An 18,288-nucleotide genomic window follows, 5' to 3' on the forward strand; every position below is an offset into this window, starting at 1 on the left:
GCTCACTCCGACGTGGCGGCGCCGGTAAGCTTCTCGAGCGCCCCGGCCATCTGGTCCAGGTAGTCCGCCTCGGGCGCGACCCCGTAGCCCTCGAACATCGCCGCAGGCCTCTCGTAGGCCAGCTGCACCTGCCCCTCGGCATCCTCGTAGGCCAGGACCTTCAGCGGCAGCTGCAGCCCGGCCAGCGCATCGTCCTGCATGGCGGGCGTGCCGATCTCGGGGTTGCCGAAGATCAGAAGCTCGCTTTCCGCCAGCTCCATCTCGACGCTCTCGGCCCCGCCGGCGTGATCGACCCGGGCGAAGATCGTCGCGCCGGCGTTCTTCACCGCGGTCTCGAGCTTGTCGATGGTCACCGCCACCGAATGCGGGCTTTCCTTCTGCACCACATGATTGTCGGCCAGGGCCGGGGCGGCGCCCAGAAGCAGGCAGGACAGGGCGGCGACGGGGCGGGCAAAGCGGGTCATCTGTGTCTCCTCGATCAATTCTCACGCCCAACGCGCGCCCGCGCCCCGCCGTTTCCCCGCCCCGGCCCGACTGGCCGACTTGTGATCGGCGCCGCGCTTCGGCATATCCGGGTGCAAGCGAAAGGACGGATGTTTCATGCTGAAGACACGTATCATCCCCTGTCTCGACGTGGCCGATGGCCGCGTGGTCAAGGGCGTCAACTTCGTCGACCTGCGCGATGCGGGCGATCCGGTGGATGCCGCGCGCGCTTATGACGCCGCCGGCGCCGACGAGATCTGTTTCCTCGACATCACCGCCAGCCACGAGGACCGCGACACCATGCTCGACGTGGTGACCCGGACCGCCGAGCAGTGCTTCATCCCGCTCACCGTCGGCGGCGGCGTCCGCTCGGTCGAGGATGTGCGCAAGCTCCTGCTGGCGGGCGCCGACAAGGTCAGCTTCAACTCCGCCGCGGTGGCCGATCCCGACGTGGTGACCCGCGCCGCCGACCAGTTCGGCAGCCAGTGCATCGTGGTGGCGATCGACGCCAAGACCGTCGAGGACGGCCGCTGGGAGATCTTCACCCATGGCGGCCGCCGCGCCACCGGCATCGACGCGGTGGACTTCGCGCTGACCATGCAGGCCAAGGGCGCGGGCGAGATCCTCCTGACCTCGATGGACAAGGACGGCACTCGCTCGGGCTTCAACATCCCGCTGACCCGCGCCATCTCCGAGGCGGTGACGATCCCGGTGATCGCCTCGGGCGGCGTCGGCACGCTCGACCACCTGGTCGAAGGCGTGACCGAGGGCGGCGCCTCGGCGGTGCTGGCCGCCTCGATCTTCCACTTCGGCGATTACACCATCGCCGAGGCGAAGGAGCACCTGGCCCAGCACGGCATCCCGGTGCGGCGATGACCCTCGAGGAACTGGCAGAGATCGTCGCGGCCCGCGCCGCGGCCGACCCCGAGGAGAGCTGGACCGCGAAGCTCCTGGCCAAGGGCCCGGAGAAATGCGCCGAGAAATTCGGCGAAGAGGCCGTCGAGGCGATCATCGAGGCCGCCAAGGGCGACCGCGCGCGGCTCACCTCCGAGGCCGCCGACGTGCTCTTTCACCTGCTGGTGATGCTGCGCGCCCGCGACGTGGAGCTTTCCGACGTCATGGAAGAGCTTGCCGCGCGCCAGGCGCGCTCGGGCCTCGCCGAAAAGGCCGCCCGCGGGAGCTGAGCGCCCCGCCCCACCCTTCATCTTGGTCAAAATACCTCGGGAGCGCGAGGGCAGCGCCCTCGCCCGGGCCCCTAGGCGGGGCCCGGCCGTCACGTCTCAGGTCATCCGCGCCAGCGCCGAGAGCAGCGCGGCCACTTCCGCGCGGGTGTTGTAGTGGCAGAAGGAGACCCGCACCGCCGAACCCAGCCCCAGCGGATCGAGCACGTTGCCCGAATAGTGGTCCGCCTTGCGGGTATGGGTGCGGATGCCCTCGGCGTTCAGCCGCTCGACGATCTCGGTGGCCTCGAGCCGGGCATGGGCGAAGGTCACCAGCCCCTCGCGGCGGGCGTTCTCGGCCCCGCCCAGCACCGTGACCTCGGGCATCTCGGCCAGGCCGCGCAGGTTGTCGGTGCCGAAGAGCGCCGCGTCGCAGAGCATCTTCTCCTGCGCCGCGATGGCCCCCGCGGCGGCCTCGAGCCGCGCGCGCGGCGCCTCGGCGCCCGAGACCGCGCCGCCGAGCCAGTCGAAATAGGCCACCACGTCCGAGAAGGTCGCATAGGCCCCGGTGTCGCGGGTGCCGAGCTCCCAGCTGCCGGGGCCGCCGGCGAGCGTGTCATGCGGCAGATCCGCCAGCCGGTCCGAGGCCCAGGCCACCCCGTAGCCGTGCCGCGAGAAGACCTTGTAGGGCGAGATCACGTAGCCATCGACATCCGCGCCGTCGATGTCGATGCCGCCGTGACAGGCGTGCTGGATGCCGTCGACGATGACCAGCGCCTCGGGCGCCACGGCGCGGATCGCCGCGGTGATGCCCGCGATGTCGTTGCCGATGCCGGTCACCGGCGAGGTGTGCAGGATCGTGGCGACCCGGGTCTCGGGCGTCACCAGCCGGGCGTAATCCTCGGGCGCGACGCCGCCCGTCGCGCTGTCATGCGGCACCTCGACGTAGGGCCGGCTGGATTCGGCTGCCCAGCGCCGCGCCGCCGAGCGCGAGGCGGGATGTTCCACCGAGGAGCCCAGCACATGGCCGCCCTCGGGCGCGCCGAGGCAGGCCTCGCGGATCAGCCGGAACAGCAGCTCGGTGCCGCTTTCGCCCAGGATCACCTGGCCGCCCTCGGCGTTGAAGAAGCGCCGCGCATCGGCGCGGGCCCGGTCGATCGCGGCGTTGAGCGCGGCGCTCGCGGCATTGGCCCGGCCCTGGTTGTCGGGCACCGCGGCGTAGCGCGCGGTGGTCTCGACCACGGATTTCAGCGTCAGCGCGCCGCCGGCGTTCTCGAAGAAGACGCGCGGGCCGGTGAAGGGGCAGCTCTCGACATGGGCGAAGCGGTCGCGGACTTCCGCGATCAACCCGTCATGGGCCTCGATGGGTGTAGTCAATGCGTGCTCTCCCCGGTGGTGTCGCTTTTGGCCCGTGCCCGCATCGCCTGGTCGAGCGCCTCCTCGACGTCCTCGGGGTTCTCCGAAGGCACGGCATAGCCGCCCGAGAACCACTTCGACAGGTCCAGGTCGGCGCAGCGGCGCGAGCAGAAGGGCCGGTAGTCGGCCTTGGTGTCCGCGTTGCAGATCGGGCAGCTCATTGGATCAGATCCCCCAGCGCGACGCGGTCGCGTTTGCGTTGCAGCTCGATGTTGCCCATGGGCGTCCAGCCCACGAAGGTCGTCTCCACGGCATCGGACTTCAAGGCGGCGCGCAGGACCTGTTCAATCTGCCGGCGCTCCTTCTTGGGGAAGGGCGCGGGGTCGATGACCACCACGCCGCCGAGCCCGCGCAGGCGCAGCTGGCGCGGCAGGTCGCGCAGCGCGGCGATCGTGGCCTTCAGCCCCGCCGCGGGCGAAGTGTCGCCGCCGGTGTTCACGTCCACCGCGACCAGCGCGCGGGTCAGCTCCACCGCCATGTGGCCGCCGCCCTTGAGCGGCACCAGCGGGTGCGCCAGCGCCTCGATGGCCTCGGCGACGCCGCTCTCCTCGAAGGCCTCGGGGCCGCGCAGGACCTCGGCGGGCATGTCCCATTCGCGCCAGGCGCGGGCATGGGGGCTGTCGCCCGCCACCAGCACCTCGGGCGCGCGGCCCTGGTCGGCCAGCACGCTGTCACAAAGCGCGCGCATCTCGCGGATGTCCTCGGCGATGGCCTCGCCGTCGGCGCCCGCGCAGGAGGACCGCAAGATCAGCCCGTGCTCGGCGCCTGCCATTTCCGCATGGGCGATCTCCAGAAGCGCGTCGCGCATCTCCTCGTCGCGGATGCGGCGCGAGATGTTCAGCCCCGGCGCCTCGGGGGTGACGATGGCGTAGCGGCTCTTGAACAGGAGCTTCGCGGTGACCGGCACCGCCTTGCCCGGCTCGGCATGGCCGGTGACCTGGCACAGGAGCGGCTCGCCCGGCGAGATGCCCTTGATCTGGCGCAGGTAGACCTTGCCCTCGGGGGTCTCGAGGAAGATGCCCCCCTGCCCTTTCATCGGCCGGCCCGCGACGCCGCGGTAGATGGTGCCCGGCACCGGGCCGTCGCCCTCGAGGAAGAGGTCCTCGAGCTGCCCGTCGATCATCAGCGCCGCCGCCTCGCGGCCGCGGTGCTCCCCCAGGACAACCTGTGCGCCCTTCATGCCGTCTCTCCGTTCCAGACCTGAATGCCCGCCGCGCCCAGAAGCTGCGCCGTCTCGGCGAGCGGCAGGCCCACGACGGCGGTGAAGGAGCCCGAGATCCAGGGGATCAGCGCCCCCGCGGGCCCCTGGATGCCGTAGCCGCCCGCCTTGCCCTGCCAGTCGCCGGTGGCGAGATAGCCGCGGATCTCGTCTTCCGAGAGGCGCTTCATCTTGACCTGGCTGACCACCTCGCGCTCCCAGAGCGCGTCGCCCCGGCGCACCGCGACGGCGGTGATGACCCGATGACGGCGCCCCGAGAGGCCGCGCAGGAAGGCCTCGGCCTCGCCCGCGTCGGCGGGTTTGCCGAGGATGCGTCGGCCGAGCGCCACGGTGGTATCCGCCGAGAGCACCACGTCGCCCTCTCCGGCGCGGACGGCCAATGCCTTTTCCCGCGCCATGCGGATGCAATAGGGCCGCGGCAGCTCACGCGGGCGCGGCGTCTCGTCGATATCGGGCGGGCGCACGTCATCGGCCACGAGCCCCAGCTCGGCCAGAAGGTCGCGCCTGCGCGGGCTTCCCGATCCCAGAATCAGCGCCATGTGGCACACCCCCGACATGAAAGAGGGGCCCGAAGGCCCCCGTTTCGCACCGCGCGGACGCGGTTCACTTGAAGCGGTAGTTGATGCGGCCCTTGGTCAGATCATAGGGCGTCATCTCAACCTGCACCTTGTCGCCAGCCAGAACCCGGATGCGGTTCTTCCGCATCTTGCCTGCCGTATGCGCGATGATCTCATGGCCGTTTTCAAGCTCGACCCGGAACGTCGCGTTCGGCAGGAGTTCCTTCACGACACCGGGAAATTCGAGCGTATCTTCCTTGGCCATGGTCTCTCCTGCATTGCGTTCACCCACCGAGAAGCCGTGCCTCTCCGTGCGATGCTGTTAAATGGTCCGGTTTTCCCGGCATTTCAAGGGTCAATCTGGCTTCAGCCGCACTTCGACCGGCGGACCGTCGCGGCCGGACTGCTCTTCCCAGTGGGTGCGGTTCAGAACCACGCCGTCGCGGCGGACCCGGCCGACGCGGTCGAGGTCGACCGAGGCATAGGCCCAGCCGGGCTGGTCGAGCCGCCCCTCGGCCAGGATGCCGTTCGGCGGGAAGCCGGTGTCGGGCGGGCCGAAGACGCCACCCATGCCGCAGTTGAAGTCCACCGCCTCGTTCCAGGCAGCCGCCCCCACGGTCGAGGCCATGACCGCGACGCATTGGTTCTCGAGCGCGCGGGCCATGGCGCCGATGCGGACGCGGGAATAGCCCGCCCGCGCCTCGGTGCAGGAGGGCACCAGCAGGAGCTCCGAGTCCTTCAGCGCGCGGCCGAAAAGCGGATATTCCGCGTCGTAGCAGATCAGGATGCCGATCCGGCCCAGCGCGGTGTCGAAAATGTGCAGCGGCCCGCCCGAGGCGATGCCCCAATCCTCGCGCTCGAAGCGGGTCATGATCTGCTTGTCCTGGTGGCCCGCCTGCCCGTCCGGCGAGAACAGCCGGGCGCGGTTCACCGGGCGCGGCCCGAGCCCGGGGTCGAAGACCGGCCCCGAGGCGGCGAGGATATGCACCCCGTGTTCGGCGGCCAGCCTTGCGTGCAGCGCGTCGGCCTCGGGCACCCGGTCCGAGACCGCCCGAAGCGAGGCTTCGAGGTCGCCCGCCACCCGCAGGCCGCCCAGGGTCGCCAGCTCCATCGCGCCGTATTCGGGGAAGACCAGCAGATCGGCGCCCGCGCCCGCGGCATCGGCCACCCAGTAGGACAGCTTGGTCTCGTAGGCGCCCCAGTCGGGCAGGATATCCATCGGGTAGGCCGCGGCGGCCACGGTAATCATTCGTCCGGCCATGTTCTCATACCTGGAAGACATCGGCCCAGTCCGGGTGACGCCGGCGCTGAGCATTCACGAAAGGGCAAAGCGGCACGATCTTCACGCCCTCGGCGCGGGCGTCCGCGACCATCCGGGCGACCAGCGCCTGCCCGGCGCCGGTGCCGCGCAGGGCCTCGGGGACGCCGGTGTGATCGGCGATGATGAGCCGCGGCGAGGCGATGGAATAGGTCAGCTCGGCCTCGGCGCCGTCCTGCCGCAGGAGATAGCGGCCCCGGCCCTCGGCCACTTCACGGGTGATCTCGCCCTCAGCCAAGTGCGGCGCGCCTTTCCTCGAGCGCCGCCAGCAAGAGCGCCCGCAGGCCCGGCGCGGCGACCGCCTCGGGCGAAGTGAGCTTGACGTGCCGCAGCGCCTTGCCGCCGCCCTCGAGCAGCCCCTCGGGGTCGGGCAGCGAGGCGCCCTGGAAGAACCCGAGGTTCACATGGGAGGCATGCGGCATGGCATAGGCGTAGCCGTCGCGCATCTTGGCCGGGCCGAGGCCCCACCAGACGCTGTTCTCGCGGCGGCTGGCCTTTTCATGGGCCCCGGGGTCGATCCCGGCCACCAGCGCGCGGATCGCCTGCAGCGTTCCGGCATGGGCCGGGGCCGCCGCGATCAGGTCCTCGAAGCTGCCCAGCGTCGTGTCGCGGCGGAACTCCATGCGCTCAGAGGATCGTCGCCTCGGTGGCTTCGCGCAGCTGCTCCTCGGTCACGCCCTCGGCCAGTTCAACGATCTTCAGACCGCCCTCGACCACGTCGAGCACGCCGAGGTTGGTGATGATCCGGTTGACCACGCCGGTGCCGGTGAGCGGCAGCGTGCAGGCCTTCAGGAGCTTCGATTCACCGGCCTTGTTCTGGTGGTCCATGACCACCACCACGCGCTGCACCCCGGCGACGAGGTCCATCGCGCCGCCCATGCCCTTGACCAGCTTGCCGGGGATCATCCAGTTCGCCAGGTCGCCGTTCTCGGCCACTTCCATGGCGCCGAGGATCGCCATGGCGATCTTGCCGCCGCGGATCATGCCGAAGCTGGTGGCGCTGTCGAAATAGGAGGTATGCGGCAGCTCGGTGATGGTCTGCTTGCCGGCGTTGATGAGGTCGGGGTCGGCCTCGCCCTCGTAGGGGAACGGCCCCATCCCGAGCATCCCGTTCTCGGATTGCAGGGTCACGTTGACGCCCTCGGGGATGTAGTTCGGCACCAAGGTGGGGATGCCGATCCCGAGGTTGACATACGTGCCGTCCTCCAGCTCCTGCGCGGCGCGCGCGGCCATCTGCTCACGGTCCCAAGGCATGTGTCAGGCTCCTTCCTGGTCCAGATCGTAGGGGTCGATGGGCACGTCCACCATGACGATGGTGCCCGCCGCGCCCCGCACGACGTTTATGGTTGCGTCAAGCCCTTCCAAGAGGGCGGCGATCAGCCGCCCGCCGACCGTCGCGGTCGAGGGCCATTCGATGTTCTTCGAGATGCCGACGCCATCGTCGGCGACGACGATGCGCAGGCCGCCCGCGGCGAGCCGCGTCACGCGCAGCTCCACGAGGCCGCGGTCGAGCCCGGAGAAGGCATGGGTGAAGGCGTTGGAGAGCGCCTCCGAAAGGATCAGCGCCAGCCGCACCGAGGTGTCGAGGCTGACCTCCACCTGTTCGAGGTGCTGCATGAAGCGGATGCCGGGGCGGCATTCGTGGAAGACCACATTGGCCGCCACCCGGCTCATCATCGCGCCAAGGTCGATCCGGTGCCGGCCCGGAGTCTCGTCGCTCATGCGCATTTCTTCGTAGACCAGCTGCAGGCAGTCGAGCCGCCGCGGCAGGGCCTCGATCTCGTGCACCGGGTCTTCCTGGCTGCGTTCGGGCGCGGGCTCCGAGATCGAGGCCAGGATCAGCGACAGGTCGTCCTGCACCCGCTCGCGGATCGCCTTCAGGCTGTCGTCCAGGAACTCCCCGTCCGACTCGTCGTCGCGCAGCTCCTTCTGGAGGCCGAGGTAATACATCGGCTCGCCGCCCTCGCCGAGGATCGGCGCGATGATCAGCCGGTTCAGGAAGGGCTCGCCGCTGGCGCGGTAGTTGAGGATGTCGACGCTCACGTCCCGGCACTTCTCGACCGCGGTGCGGATCCGGTCCACGTCGTCCTTGTCGGTGCGCTGGCCCTGCAGGAACCGGCAGTTCCGGCCGATCACCGAGGAGCGGTTGTAGCCGGTGGTCCGCTCGAAGGCGTCGTTGACGTAGACGATCGGGTTGTCGGGCGCGTTGGGGTTGGTGATCACCATGGCCAGCGAAAGCCGGGAAAAGCCGGCCAGCGCGGCCCTGTCATCTAGGACCGCGCTCAGCTTTCTGGGGGTGACCGGCGCGCTCGACATGCGCTCAGGCGGCGGGGCGCGTCGTCAGCTTCTCGATGCGCTTTTCGTGCTCGCCCTGGATCAGGCGGTGCACGTAGACGCCCGGAAGATGGATCTGGTCGGGATCAAGCTCGCCGGGTTCGACGATCTCCTCGACCTCCATCACGCAGACCTTGCCGCACATGGCCGCCGGCGGATTGAAGTTGCGGGCGGTCTTGCGGAAGATGCAATTGCCCGTGGTGTCGGCCTTCCAGGCTTTCACGATCGACAGATCCGCGAAGATCCCACGCTCGAGAATGTAGTTCTCGCCGTCGAAGTCCTTGACTTCCTTGCCTTCGCCGATCTGCGTGCCGTAGCCGGTCTTGGTGTAGAAGCCCGCGATGCCGGCGCCGCCGGCGCGCATCCGCTCGGCCAGGGTGCCCTGCGGGTTGAACTCCAGCTCGAGCTCGCCCGAGAGATACTGGCGCATGAATTCCGCGTTTTCGCCCACGTAGGAGGACATCATCTTCCGCACCTGCCGGGTCTGCAGCAGGATGCCGATGCCGAAGTCGTCGACGCCGGCGTTGTTCGACGCGAAAGTGAGGTCCTTGACGCCCGACTCCTTGATCGCCTGGAGCAGGAGCTCGGGAATGCCGCACAGGCCGAAACCGCCCGCCGCGATAAGCATTCCGTCATGCAGGAGACCGTCAAGCGCCTCGGTTGCGGATCCGTAGACTTTTTTCATTCTGCCGTCCCTCTGAAGCGAATTTGCTCACTTGTGGCCCCAGCCCTCCGCGAAGTCAATGCGGCCAGCCGGGACCCGGGGAGGGGCTATTTCTTCGCGGCCTTCTTCTTCGGCGCGGCCTTCTTCTTGCCGCCCTTCTTGGCCTGTTTCTCGGCGATCAGCTCGACCGCGCGCTCCATCGTGACGTCGGCGGGCTCGACCTCCTTGGGCAGGGTCGCATTGACCTTGCCCCATTTCACGTAAGGCCCGTAGCGCCCGTCGAGCACGTTGACCGGGCCGCCCTCCTCGGGGTGTTCCCCGAGCTCTTTCAAGGGCTTGGCCGCAGCACCCCGGCCCGCGCCGCGCTTGGCGGCCTTCTCGGCCAGGACGTCGACGGCGCGGTTGATGCCGATCTCGAAGACCTCGTCGACCTCCTTGAGGTTGGCGTAGAGCCGGCCGTGTTTCACGAAGGGCCCGTAGCGCCCGATCCCGGCCTCGATGGGCTCGCCGTCCTCGGGGTGCTTGCCGACCTCGCGGGGCAGGCTCAGGAGCGTCAACGCCTTCTCGAGGTCCATGTCCTCGGGGGCCCAGCCCTTGGGCAGGCTGGCGCGCGGCGGCTTCTTGTTCTCCTCGGTCGCCTCGCCGCGCTGGACATAGGGCCCGAAGCGGCCCGAGCGCAGGCTGATCTCGTCGCCCTGGTCCTCACCGAGGATGCGGTCGCCCGCGCCCTCGTCGCCGCCGATCGGGCGGGTGTAGCGGCACTCGGGGTAGCGCGAGCAGCCCACGAAGCCGCCCGACCTCGAGGTCTTGAGGTGCAGGCTGCCCTCGCCGCAAAGCGGGCAGATGCGCGGGTCGCTGCCGTCTTCCTTCGGCGGATAGAGCTGCGGCGCCAGCGCGTCGTCGAGCACGTCCAGCACCTCGGCGATGCGCAGGTCCGAGGTCTCGGAGATCGCCGCGGAGAAATCGCGCCAAAACTTCGAGAGCAGCTCCTTGTAGTCGCGCTCGCCCGCCGAGACGTCGTCGAGCTCCTCCTCGAGCGCGGCGGTGAAATCGTATTCCACGTAGCGCTTGAAGAAGTTCAGAAGGAAGATCGTGACGATCCGGCCCTTGTCCTCGGGGATCAGGCGGTTCTTGTCCTTGCGGACGTATTCGCGGTCCTGGATCGTGGTGATCACGCTGGCATAGGTCGAGGGCCGGCCGATGCCCAGCTCTTCCATCTTCTTGACCAGCGTCGCCTCGGTGTAGCGCGGCGGCGGCTGGGTGAAATGCTGCTCGGGCGTGATGCCGCGCTTCTCGGGGGTGTCGCCTTCGGAAATCTGCGGCAGGCGCTTGTCGTCGTCGTCGACCACGTCGTCGCGGCCTTCCTCGTAGACCCGCATGAAGCCGTCGAAAAGCACCACCTGCCCGGTGGCGCGCAGGCCGACCTGTTCGTCGCGGCTGCCGATCTCGACGGTGGTGCGCTCGAGGCGCGCGGCCTCCATCTGGCAGGCCAGGGTGCGCTTCCAGATCAGGTCGTAGAGCTTCTTCTGGTCGGCGTCGCGCAGGCCCAGCGCGACGGCGTCCTTGGTCATGTCGGTCGGCCGGATGCATTCATGCGCTTCCTGCGCGTTCTTGGCCTTGTTCTTGTACATCCGCGGCGAGGAAGGGACGTATTCGGCGCCGTAGCGGTCCTTGATCGCGTCGCGGGCGGCATGCACCGCCTCGGGTGCCATGTCGATGCCGTCGGTCCGCATGTAGGTGATGTGCCCCGCCTCGTAGAGCCGCTGCGCGGTCGACATGCAGATCTTGGCGCCCATGCCGAACTTGCGGCTGGCCTCCTGCTGCAGGGTCGAGGTCATGAAGGGCGCGGCAGGGTTGCGGTTGGCGGGCTTGGCCTCGACCGAGGTGACGCTGAGGTCGCGGCTCTCGATGGCTTGGACCGCCATTTCCGCCTGGGTCTGGTTCTCGAGGTCGTAGCGGTCGAGCTTCTTGCCGGCCAGCGTGACCAACCGGGCCTCGAACTCCTTGCCGCGCGGGGTCGCGAGCAGCGCCTTGACCGACCAGTATTCCCGGGCGCGGAAGGCCTCGATCTCCATCTCGCGCTCGACCACGAGCCGCAGGCAGACCGATTGCACCCGGCCCGCCGATTTCGCCCCCGGCAGCTTGCGCCAGAGCACCGGCGAGAGGTTGAAGCCCACCAGGTAGTCGAGCGCCCGGCGCGCCAGGTAAGCCTCGACCAGCGGGGCGTCGATCTCGCGGGGCGATTTCATCGCCTCGGTCACCGCCTGCTTGGTGATGGCGTTGAAGGTGACGCGGCGGACGTCGGTGTCCTTCTTGATCGAGCGCCGCTTGGTCAGCGCCTCCTTCAGGTGCCAGGAGATCGCCTCGCCCTCGCGGTCGGGGTCCGTGGCGAGGATCAGCGCGTTGTCGTCCTTCAGCGCGTCGGCGATGGCCTTGACATGCTTGCGGCTGTCGTTGGCCACCTCCCAGGTCATGTCGAAGTCCTGGTCTGGGTTCACCGAGCCGTCCTTGGGCGGCAGGTCGCGGACATGCCCGTAGGAGGCCAGGACCGTGTATTCCGATCCCAGGTACTTGTTGATCGTCTTGGCTTTGGCCGGGGATTCGACAACGACAACGGGCATAATGAACGGACCTCGGGGAAAAAATGTTCAGCGGGATATGGGCGGGGAACATGTGTCGTGCAAGCCGAGATTGTCAATCAAGCTTGGCGGCGGGGTGCCGGGCGGCGGGTTTGCGGAGGTGGGTTTCGGGGGCTGTTTCGCTGGCGTGGCACGGCGGGATGGCGGGACAGAGAGGCCGCGGCGGCGTGGCCCGGTGAGGGCTGGCGGCGGCGCGCCAAGGCGCGGGCGCAGGGCGGAATTCCACGGGCGGGGGGCGCGGGACGGCGCGTCCGACTTCGGCCGCGCGGCGGGATCTCGCGGCGCAGGTGCTGCGTGCCACGTCACGCCCAGACGCCGCGGCGGACTGTCACGGCGGAGCCTCGTGCCGGAATGTCACGGCCCGGCAAAAGAAACGGCCCGGTGCGGGACATGCACCGGGCCGTGTCGCATCGCGCAGCGCAACCGCTGAAGCGGCGGCGTCAGCTGTCGGGAAGATCCCGGGTGTTCACGATGACCCAGTCCTCTTCGAGGACGGTGCCGTCCTTGGCCAGAAGCGGATCATAGGCCAGCTCGACCTCGTAGCGTTCGACAACCGCGCAGGCCGAGAGGGTCAGGGCGAAGACGGAAAGCAGAGCAAGTTTGACGGATTTCATTAGGACATCCCCATTTTACATAAACGGTTTAAGACCTTACGTAACCTGCCCCATTAGCAATTCTACGTCAAAACGTTAACGAATCAACTTATTTGAATGTGTGCGTGCGGCTTCCGCGCAGCATGGTTAATGCTTGGGCGGTGCCGGCTGAGCGGGGCTCAATCGGGCAGCCGCGCGACCATGCCGCCGGCGGCGCGGCGGATGCGGCCTTCCAGCTCGAGATCGGTGAGCAGCGGCGCGATGTCCCGCGCCGGCCGCGCGAGGTCGCGCATGAGCTGATCCTCGGCGATGGGCGAAGGCCCGAGACGTGACAGGATTTCCTGGTGCAGCGCGAGAGTGGTGTCGGGTAGCACCGGGGGTTTCGCGGTGTTTGCAGGCGCCGGGGCCTTCGGTGTGCCTGCCTCCGCCATGTCGTCCCGGGCCCCCTGCCCGGCCCGTGACACAGCCGCCCTGCCCGGCCCTGCTTCCCGCGCGACCCCCGGCCCCAGCGGCAGCGGCGCTTGCGGGTCGTCCTGGTCGATCACCTCTTCGGGGTCGAGCGCCTCGAGCACGTCGCCCGCGCCACGCACCAGCGCCGCGCCGTCGCGGATCAGCATGTTGCAGCCCGCGGCCCTTGCGTCGAAGGGATGGCCCGGCACCGCCATGACCTCGCGGCCGAGGTCCAGCGCCGCCCGCGCGGTGATCAACGAGCCCGAGCGCGCCGCCGCCTCCACCGCGATCACCGCCCTTGAGAGCCCGGCGATCAGCCGGTTCCTGGCGGGGAAATGCCGCGCCTGGGGCGTCATGCCCATGGGTTGTTCGCTGATCCTGCAACCGCCGCCTGCGACGATCTCAGCCGCGAGGCCCGCGTTTTCCTGCGGGTAAAGCACATCGACCCCGCCGCCCATGACCGCCAGGGTGCCGGTCGACAGCGCCGCGCGATGCGCCTCGGCGTCGATACCGCGGGCAAGGCCCGAGACCACCACCTGCCCCGCGTCACCAAGGTCCGTGGCCAGCCGCCGCGCCATGCGCCGGCCCAGCGAGGAGGCGTTCCGCGCCCCGATGAGCGCCACCATGGGGCGCGCAAAGAGCGCCGGGTCGCCCATCACCCAGATGAGCGGCGGCGCATCCTCCAGATCGGTGAGCCGGGCGGGATAATCGGCATCGCCCCGGCAGATCAGCCGCGCCCCGGCGGCCCGGCCGGCGCGCAGTTCGGCGGCGACCACGGCTTCGGGGCAGATGCGATAGCCGCCCACGCCCGCCTCGGCGGCAATCTCGGGCAAAGCCTCAAGCGCCGCGCCCGGCGTGCAGAACTCGCCCAGGAGCCGGTAGAAGGTCGAAATGCCGACGCGGCGGCAGCGCAAGAGACGGAGCCAGTCGAACCGCGCGTCTTCCGTGGGGGGTGGGAGTAGGGGATGAGTGGAAGAAGGAAAATCCTCGGCCATTCGCCAGCCCCGTCTCGTTGCCCGAGCAGGTCTAGCGCACCGAGGGTTAAGCCACCCTTAACATCCCGCAAAAAACCTCAGGTGCCGGCGCCGCCCACGGTCAGCCCGCCGATCAGCACCGAAGGCTGGCCGACGCCGACGGGCACCCATTGCCCCTGCTTGCCGCAGTTCCCCATGCCCGGATCCAGCGCCATGTCATCGGCGAGCCCGCGGATCTGCTGCAGCGCCGTGGCGCCGTCGCCGATCAGCGTGGCGCCCTTGACCGGGGCGCCGATCTTGCCGTCCTTCACGCGGTAGGCCTCGGTGCAGGAGAAGACGAACTTGCCGTTGGTGATGTCGACCTGCCCGCCGCCGAAGCCCACGGCGTAGATGCCGTCCTTCAGCTCGGCCACCAGATCCTCGCGCTTGGCCTCGCCGCCCAGCATGTAGGTGTTGGTCATGCGCGGCATGGGGATATGGGCGTAGCTCTCGCGGCGGCCGTTGCCGGTGGGCGCGGCGCCCATCAGCCGGGCGTTCTGGCGGTCCTGCATGTAGCCCACGAGGATGCCGTCCTCGATCAGCACGTTCTTGCCCGAGGGCGTGCCCTCGTCGTCCACGGTGATCGAGCCGCGCCGGTCGGGAATCGTCCCGTCGTCCAGCACCGTCACCCCCGGTGCGGCGACGCGCTGCCCCATGAGCCCCGCGAACGCCGAGGAGCCCTTGCGGTTGAAGTCGCCCTCGAGCCCGTGGCCCACCGCCTCGTGCAGCAGGATACCCGGCCAGCCCGGCCCCAGCACGATGTCGAAGGTGCCCGCGGGCGCGGGCTCGGCGGAAAGGTTCACCAGCGCGATGCGCAGCGCCTCGCGGGCCTTGGCCTCCCAGTCGGCGCGATCGACCAGCCCGTCGAGCAACACCCGCCCGCCGCCGCCGGCGGTGCCGCTTTCGCGGCGGCCGTTCTCCTCGACGATGACGCTGACGTTGAGCCGGGTCATCGGCCGCACGTCGGAGACCTGCGTCCCCTCGGCGCGCAGGATGGTGACCTCCTGCAAGGAGGCCGCGAGGCTCGCCGAGACCTGCACGACGCGCGGATCGAGGTCGCGCAGGAAGGCGTCGATCTCGCGCAGGGTGTCGAGCTTCACCGAGAAGGGCAGGCCCGCGATCGGGTCGGCATCGGTGTAGAGCCGGCGATTCGTGGCCTGCGGGGCCGCGGCCATGCTGCCGCCGCCGGCGCCCACGGCCAGGCGGGCGGTCTCGGCGGCGCGGCGCAGGGCGGGCTCGTCGATCTGGGTGGAATGGGCATAGCCCGCCACCTCGCCCCGGACCGCGCGCAGCCCGAATCCCTCGGAGGCGTCGTAATTCGCGGTTTTCACCCGCCCGTCGTCGAACAGCACGCTCTCGCTGCGGCGCCGCTCGAAGAAAAGCTCGCCGTCGTCGGCGCCCGCGAGGGCCTCGCCGAGGACGGTGCTTGCGGTCTCGGCATCGAGATGCGTCTCGAGCGGGCGGAAGGGCGCGTCGGTCATGGATACTCCGTCTGGGCAGGCCCGGCGCGGCCCGGCGGGGGCCGCCCCGGGGGCGGTCGGATCGCCGCGGCGGGGCGCGGGCGGGCGGGAACCGGGACAGTCGCCCGGGGCTGGGGCGGGCACAAGCGGCTCTTTGCCGCAAGTATCCGCCTTTACTCCGCCCGTAGGAATATGGTTTTAACCGGCGTCGAAACAACGGGGGAACGCGCGCCCGGATCTCTGCCGCTTGGCACGCGCTCCGGACCGGCCCGACGCAAACGACGAAACCACCTAGGTGTTACATGCGAACCAAGACGATGATTGCGGGGTTTCTCACGGCCCTTCTTGCAGCTCCGGCGCTGGCCCAGAGCAATGAGGTGATCGGCGCGCCCAAGGCCGGCGGCATCGGCTTCCAGCCGGCGGCGACGGAACTGGCCCGCGACCTGCAGTGGCTCGACGGCATGATCACGGTGATCATCACCGCGATCGTGATCTTCGTCATGGGGCTCCTGGCCTGGGTGATCGTGCGCTACAACCGCCGCGCCAACCCCGAGTCGGCGAGCTTCACCCACAACACCCCGATCGAGATCGCCTGGACCATCGTGCCGATCGTGATCCTGGTCTTCATCGGGGCCTTCTCGCTGCCGGTGTTGTTCAAGCAGCAGGAGATCCCGGAAGGCGACGTGGTCATCAAGGCCACCGGCTACCAGTGGTACTGGGGCTACGAATATCCCCAGGAAGGCTTCGGCTTCGACAGCTACATGATCGGCTCGCCCGCCACCGGCGGCGACAACTCCTACACCGAGGAGGTCGAGGCCCAGCTGACCGAGGCCGGCTACGAGCCCGAGCACTTCCGCCTGGCCACCGACACCCAGGTCGTGGTGCCGGTCGGCAAGACCGTGGTCGTGCAGGTCACCGCCGCCGACGTGATCCACTCCTGGACCATCCCGGCCTTCGGCGTGAAGCAGGACGGCGTGCCCGGCCGCCTCGCCGAGCTGTGGTTCACCCCCGAGCAGGAAGGCATCTACTTCGGCCAGTGCTCGGAGCTCTGCGGCATCGCGCATGCCTATATGCCGATCACCGTCAAGGTCGTGAGCCAGGAGGAATACGACACCTGGCTGGCCGAGATGAAGGAAGAATACGCCTCGGCCGAGACCGGCGAGAGCTACAAGATCGCCGCGGCGCAGTAAGCGCCCGGAAACTGACCGGGCGGCCCGGGAGACCGGACCGCCCGCCCCCCGTTCCAGACCTGCCCCAGCCCCGAAGCCCCGCGCCAGATGACCGATATCAGCCTTCAGACCCTGACCGAGGACGAGCCGCAGTTCGGCGACTACTTCGCGCTGCTGAAGCCGCGGGTGATGACGCTGGTCGTCTTCACCGCCTTCGTGGGCCTTCTGGCCGCGCCGGACGGCCTGCATCCCTTCGTGGCCTTCTGCGCGGTGCTTTTCATCGCTGTGGGCGGCGGCGCCTCGGGCGCGCTCAACATGTGGTGGGACGCCGACATCGACGCGGTGATGCGGCGCACGGCCAAGCGGCCGATCCCCTCGGGCCGCGTCTCGCGCGACGAGGCGCTGGGCATTGGGCTGACGCTCTCGGGCTTCTCGGTGGTCTTCCTGGGGCTCGCGACCAACTGGGTTGCGGCGGCCCTCCTGGCCTTCACCATCTTCTTCTACGTCGTGGTCTACTCGATGTGGCTGAAGCGCTCGACGCCGCAGAACATCGTGATCGGCGGCGCCGCGGGCGCCTTCCCGCCGATGATCGGCTGGGCCGCGGCCACCGGCGGCGTCTCGGTCGAGAGCGTGCTGATGTTCGCGCTGATCTTCATGTGGACCCCGCCGCACTTCTGGGCGCTGGCGCTCTTCATGCGCTCGGACTACGACGATGCCGGCGTGCCGATGCTGACCGTGACCCACGGCCGCCCGGCCACCCGCCGGCACATCCTGATCTACACCCTGCTTCTGGCCGCGCTGGCGCTGGCCATGGCGGCGACCTCGGTCGGCGGCCCGGCCTACCTCCTCTGCGCGCTGGTGCTGAACGCGCTCTTCGTGAAGGGCGCCGTGGCGATCTGGCGCCGCGACGAGGTCCAGGCCGAGGCCGACAACTACGCGGTCGAGAAGCGCTTCTTCAAACTGTCGCTCCTGTATCTCTTCGCCCATTTCGGCGCGATCCTCGCCGACCAGGCGCTGGCGGCACTGGGGCTTGGCTTCGGAGGTCTGTTTTGAGCCTCTCTCGCAGACATGACATGCACGTCCGGCGCTTCAGCCGGAACCTCGGCGTCGGGCTGTGCCTCGCCGCCCTGATCGCCATCGTCTTCGGGCTGACCTTCGTGAAGGTCACCCGCGGCGACTTCGAGATGCCCCGGGGACCGGCGGCAACCCAATCGGCAGGAGGCGAATGATGGCGATGGACGGCAAGACCAAGACGGTGGCGCAGCTCGTCGGCGTGGCGACCTTCATGGGCGCCATGGCCTGGGCCTCGGTGCCGCTCTACGACTGGTTCTGCGCGGTGACCGGCTACGGCGGCACCACCGGGACGGCCGAGGCCGGCAGCGGCGAGGTGCTCGACCGCGAGATCACCGTGCGCTTCGACGCCAATGTCGAGGCCGGGATGCCCTGGGAGTTCAAGCCGGTCGAACCCGAGATGACCGTCAAGATCGGCCAGGACGGGCTGGCCTTCTACGAGGCCTACAACCCGACCGACGAACCCATCGCGGGCCAGGCCGGCTACAACGTCGCCCCCTTCGTGGCGGGCAGCCATTTCTCCAAGGTGCAGTGCTTCTGCTTCACCGAGCAGGTGCTGATGCCCGGCGAGCGGGTGCAGATGCCGGTCAGCTTCTTCGTCGATCCCGCGATCGTCGATGACCCGGACACCCGCAAACTCAACCATATCACGCTCTCCTACACCTTCTACGAGATCGACCTGCCCGAGGACGTGCAGGAAAGTCTCGACGAGGGCAGCCAGAGCGCGGCCAACGTCAACTAA

Annotated in this window: 22 protein-coding genes; 6 read left to right on the forward strand and 16 right to left on the reverse strand. The window is 69.2% G+C overall.

Translation table 11 applies throughout. The features are described from left to right. Positions 1-2: 2 nt before the first annotated feature. Positions 3-464 carry a DUF302 domain-containing protein gene (locus LR948_RS03400; RefSeq protein WP_232752512.1) on the reverse strand — a complete coding sequence of 154 codons (462 nt, stop codon included), beginning with the start codon at positions 462-464 and terminating at the stop codon, positions 3-5. Positions 465-600: 136 nt separating this feature from the next. Here LR948_RS03400 and hisF point away from each other — a divergent pair, with 136 nt between their 5' ends. Then, complete coding sequence (gene hisF, locus LR948_RS03405) at positions 601-1,359, forward strand: imidazole glycerol phosphate synthase subunit HisF (protein ID WP_232752513.1); 759 nt, start codon at positions 601-603, stop codon at positions 1,357-1,359. After that, complete coding sequence (locus tag LR948_RS03410) at positions 1,356-1,667, forward strand: phosphoribosyl-ATP diphosphatase (RefSeq protein WP_232752514.1); 312 nt, start codon at positions 1,356-1,358, stop codon at positions 1,665-1,667. Before hisF ends, LR948_RS03410 begins: the two co-directional genes overlap by 4 nt. Positions 1,668-1,763: 96 nt before the next feature. On the opposite strand, the gene LR948_RS03415 is transcribed toward LR948_RS03410, so the two are convergent. The 15 genes from LR948_RS03415 to tldD form a co-directional block, all read right to left on the reverse strand. Next, entirely contained in the window at positions 1,764-3,020 is a 1,257-nt protein-coding gene (locus LR948_RS03415) for an aminotransferase class V-fold PLP-dependent enzyme (protein ID WP_232752515.1), read from the reverse strand. Then, positions 3,017-3,220 (reverse strand): DNA gyrase inhibitor YacG, encoded by a 204-nt coding sequence (locus LR948_RS03420; RefSeq protein ID WP_232752516.1) that lies wholly within the window; start codon positions 3,218-3,220, stop codon positions 3,017-3,019. The genes LR948_RS03415 and LR948_RS03420 overlap by 4 nt, the downstream gene beginning before the upstream one ends. Beyond that, complete coding sequence (locus tag LR948_RS03425) at positions 3,217-4,239, reverse strand: ribonuclease E/G (RefSeq protein ID WP_232752517.1); 1,023 nt, start codon at positions 4,237-4,239, stop codon at positions 3,217-3,219. Before LR948_RS03425 ends, LR948_RS03420 begins: the two co-directional genes overlap by 4 nt. After that, complete coding sequence (locus LR948_RS03430; RefSeq protein ID WP_232752518.1) at positions 4,236-4,817, reverse strand: nucleoside triphosphate pyrophosphatase; 582 nt, start codon at positions 4,815-4,817, stop codon at positions 4,236-4,238. The genes LR948_RS03425 and LR948_RS03430 overlap by 4 nt, the downstream gene beginning before the upstream one ends. A 64-nt stretch (positions 4,818-4,881) precedes the next feature. Beyond that, on the reverse strand, positions 4,882-5,100 hold the full coding sequence (gene infA, locus LR948_RS03435) for a translation initiation factor IF-1 (RefSeq protein ID WP_005978431.1): 219 nt from the start codon (positions 5,098-5,100) through the stop codon (positions 4,882-4,884). 90 nt (positions 5,101-5,190) lie between these two features. Further along, positions 5,191-6,081, reverse strand: a complete 891-nt coding sequence (locus LR948_RS03440) for a carbon-nitrogen hydrolase family protein (RefSeq protein ID WP_232752634.1) — start codon at positions 6,079-6,081, stop codon at positions 5,191-5,193. A gap of 19 nt (positions 6,082-6,100) precedes the next feature. Beyond that, positions 6,101-6,391: a GNAT family N-acetyltransferase gene (locus tag LR948_RS03445; RefSeq protein ID WP_232752519.1), complete on the reverse strand. Its 291-nt coding sequence runs from the start codon at positions 6,389-6,391 to the stop codon at positions 6,101-6,103. Further along, positions 6,384-6,776, reverse strand: a complete 393-nt coding sequence (locus LR948_RS03450) for a DUF1801 domain-containing protein (RefSeq protein WP_232752520.1) — start codon at positions 6,774-6,776, stop codon at positions 6,384-6,386. Before LR948_RS03450 ends, LR948_RS03445 begins: the two co-directional genes overlap by 8 nt. A gap of 4 nt (positions 6,777-6,780) precedes the next feature. Continuing rightward, positions 6,781-7,407 (reverse strand): 3-oxoacid CoA-transferase subunit B, encoded by a 627-nt coding sequence (locus tag LR948_RS03455; protein ID WP_232752521.1) that lies wholly within the window; start codon positions 7,405-7,407, stop codon positions 6,781-6,783. A gap of 3 nt (positions 7,408-7,410) precedes the next feature. Then, on the reverse strand, positions 7,411-8,469 hold the full coding sequence (locus LR948_RS03460; protein WP_232752522.1) for a PAS domain-containing protein: 1,059 nt from the start codon (positions 8,467-8,469) through the stop codon (positions 7,411-7,413). 4 nt (positions 8,470-8,473) lie between these two features. Next, positions 8,474-9,172 carry a CoA transferase subunit A gene (locus LR948_RS03465; RefSeq protein WP_232752523.1) on the reverse strand — a complete coding sequence of 233 codons (699 nt, stop codon included), beginning with the start codon at positions 9,170-9,172 and terminating at the stop codon, positions 8,474-8,476. Between the two features lie 86 nt (positions 9,173-9,258). Next, positions 9,259-11,772: a type I DNA topoisomerase gene (gene topA / locus LR948_RS03470; protein WP_232752524.1), complete on the reverse strand. Its 2,514-nt coding sequence runs from the start codon at positions 11,770-11,772 to the stop codon at positions 9,259-9,261. A gap of 458 nt (positions 11,773-12,230) precedes the next feature. Beyond that, complete coding sequence (locus LR948_RS03475; RefSeq protein ID WP_232752525.1) at positions 12,231-12,404, reverse strand: hypothetical protein; 174 nt, start codon at positions 12,402-12,404, stop codon at positions 12,231-12,233. A 158-nt stretch (positions 12,405-12,562) separates the two neighbouring features. Beyond that, positions 12,563-13,828 carry a DNA-processing protein DprA gene (gene dprA / locus LR948_RS03480; RefSeq protein ID WP_232752526.1) on the reverse strand — a complete coding sequence of 422 codons (1,266 nt, stop codon included), beginning with the start codon at positions 13,826-13,828 and terminating at the stop codon, positions 12,563-12,565. Positions 13,829-13,905: 77 nt separating this feature from the next. Further along, positions 13,906-15,327 carry a metalloprotease TldD gene (gene tldD / locus LR948_RS03485; protein ID WP_232752527.1) on the reverse strand — a complete coding sequence of 474 codons (1,422 nt, stop codon included), beginning with the start codon at positions 15,325-15,327 and terminating at the stop codon, positions 13,906-13,908. A gap of 281 nt (positions 15,328-15,608) precedes the next feature. Between tldD and coxB the strand changes: the two genes are divergently transcribed. From coxB to LR948_RS03505, 4 genes are all read left to right on the forward strand, one after another. After that, entirely contained in the window at positions 15,609-16,496 is an 888-nt protein-coding gene (gene coxB / locus LR948_RS03490) for a cytochrome c oxidase subunit II (RefSeq protein WP_232752528.1), read from the forward strand. An 87-nt stretch (positions 16,497-16,583) separates the two neighbouring features. Beyond that, on the forward strand, positions 16,584-17,528 hold the full coding sequence (cyoE, locus tag LR948_RS03495) for a heme o synthase (RefSeq protein ID WP_232752529.1): 945 nt from the start codon (positions 16,584-16,586) through the stop codon (positions 17,526-17,528). 20 nt (positions 17,529-17,548) lie between these two features. After that, complete coding sequence (locus tag LR948_RS03500; RefSeq protein WP_370634857.1) at positions 17,549-17,704, forward strand: hypothetical protein; 156 nt, start codon at positions 17,549-17,551, stop codon at positions 17,702-17,704. Beyond that, entirely contained in the window at positions 17,704-18,288 is a 585-nt protein-coding gene (locus LR948_RS03505; RefSeq protein ID WP_232752635.1) for a cytochrome c oxidase assembly protein, read from the forward strand. The genes LR948_RS03500 and LR948_RS03505 overlap by 1 nt, the downstream gene beginning before the upstream one ends.

The organism is Roseivivax sp. GX 12232 (assembly GCF_021272185.1).
In the GTDB taxonomy this organism is placed as follows: Bacteria; Pseudomonadota; Alphaproteobacteria; order Rhodobacterales; family Rhodobacteraceae; genus Roseivivax.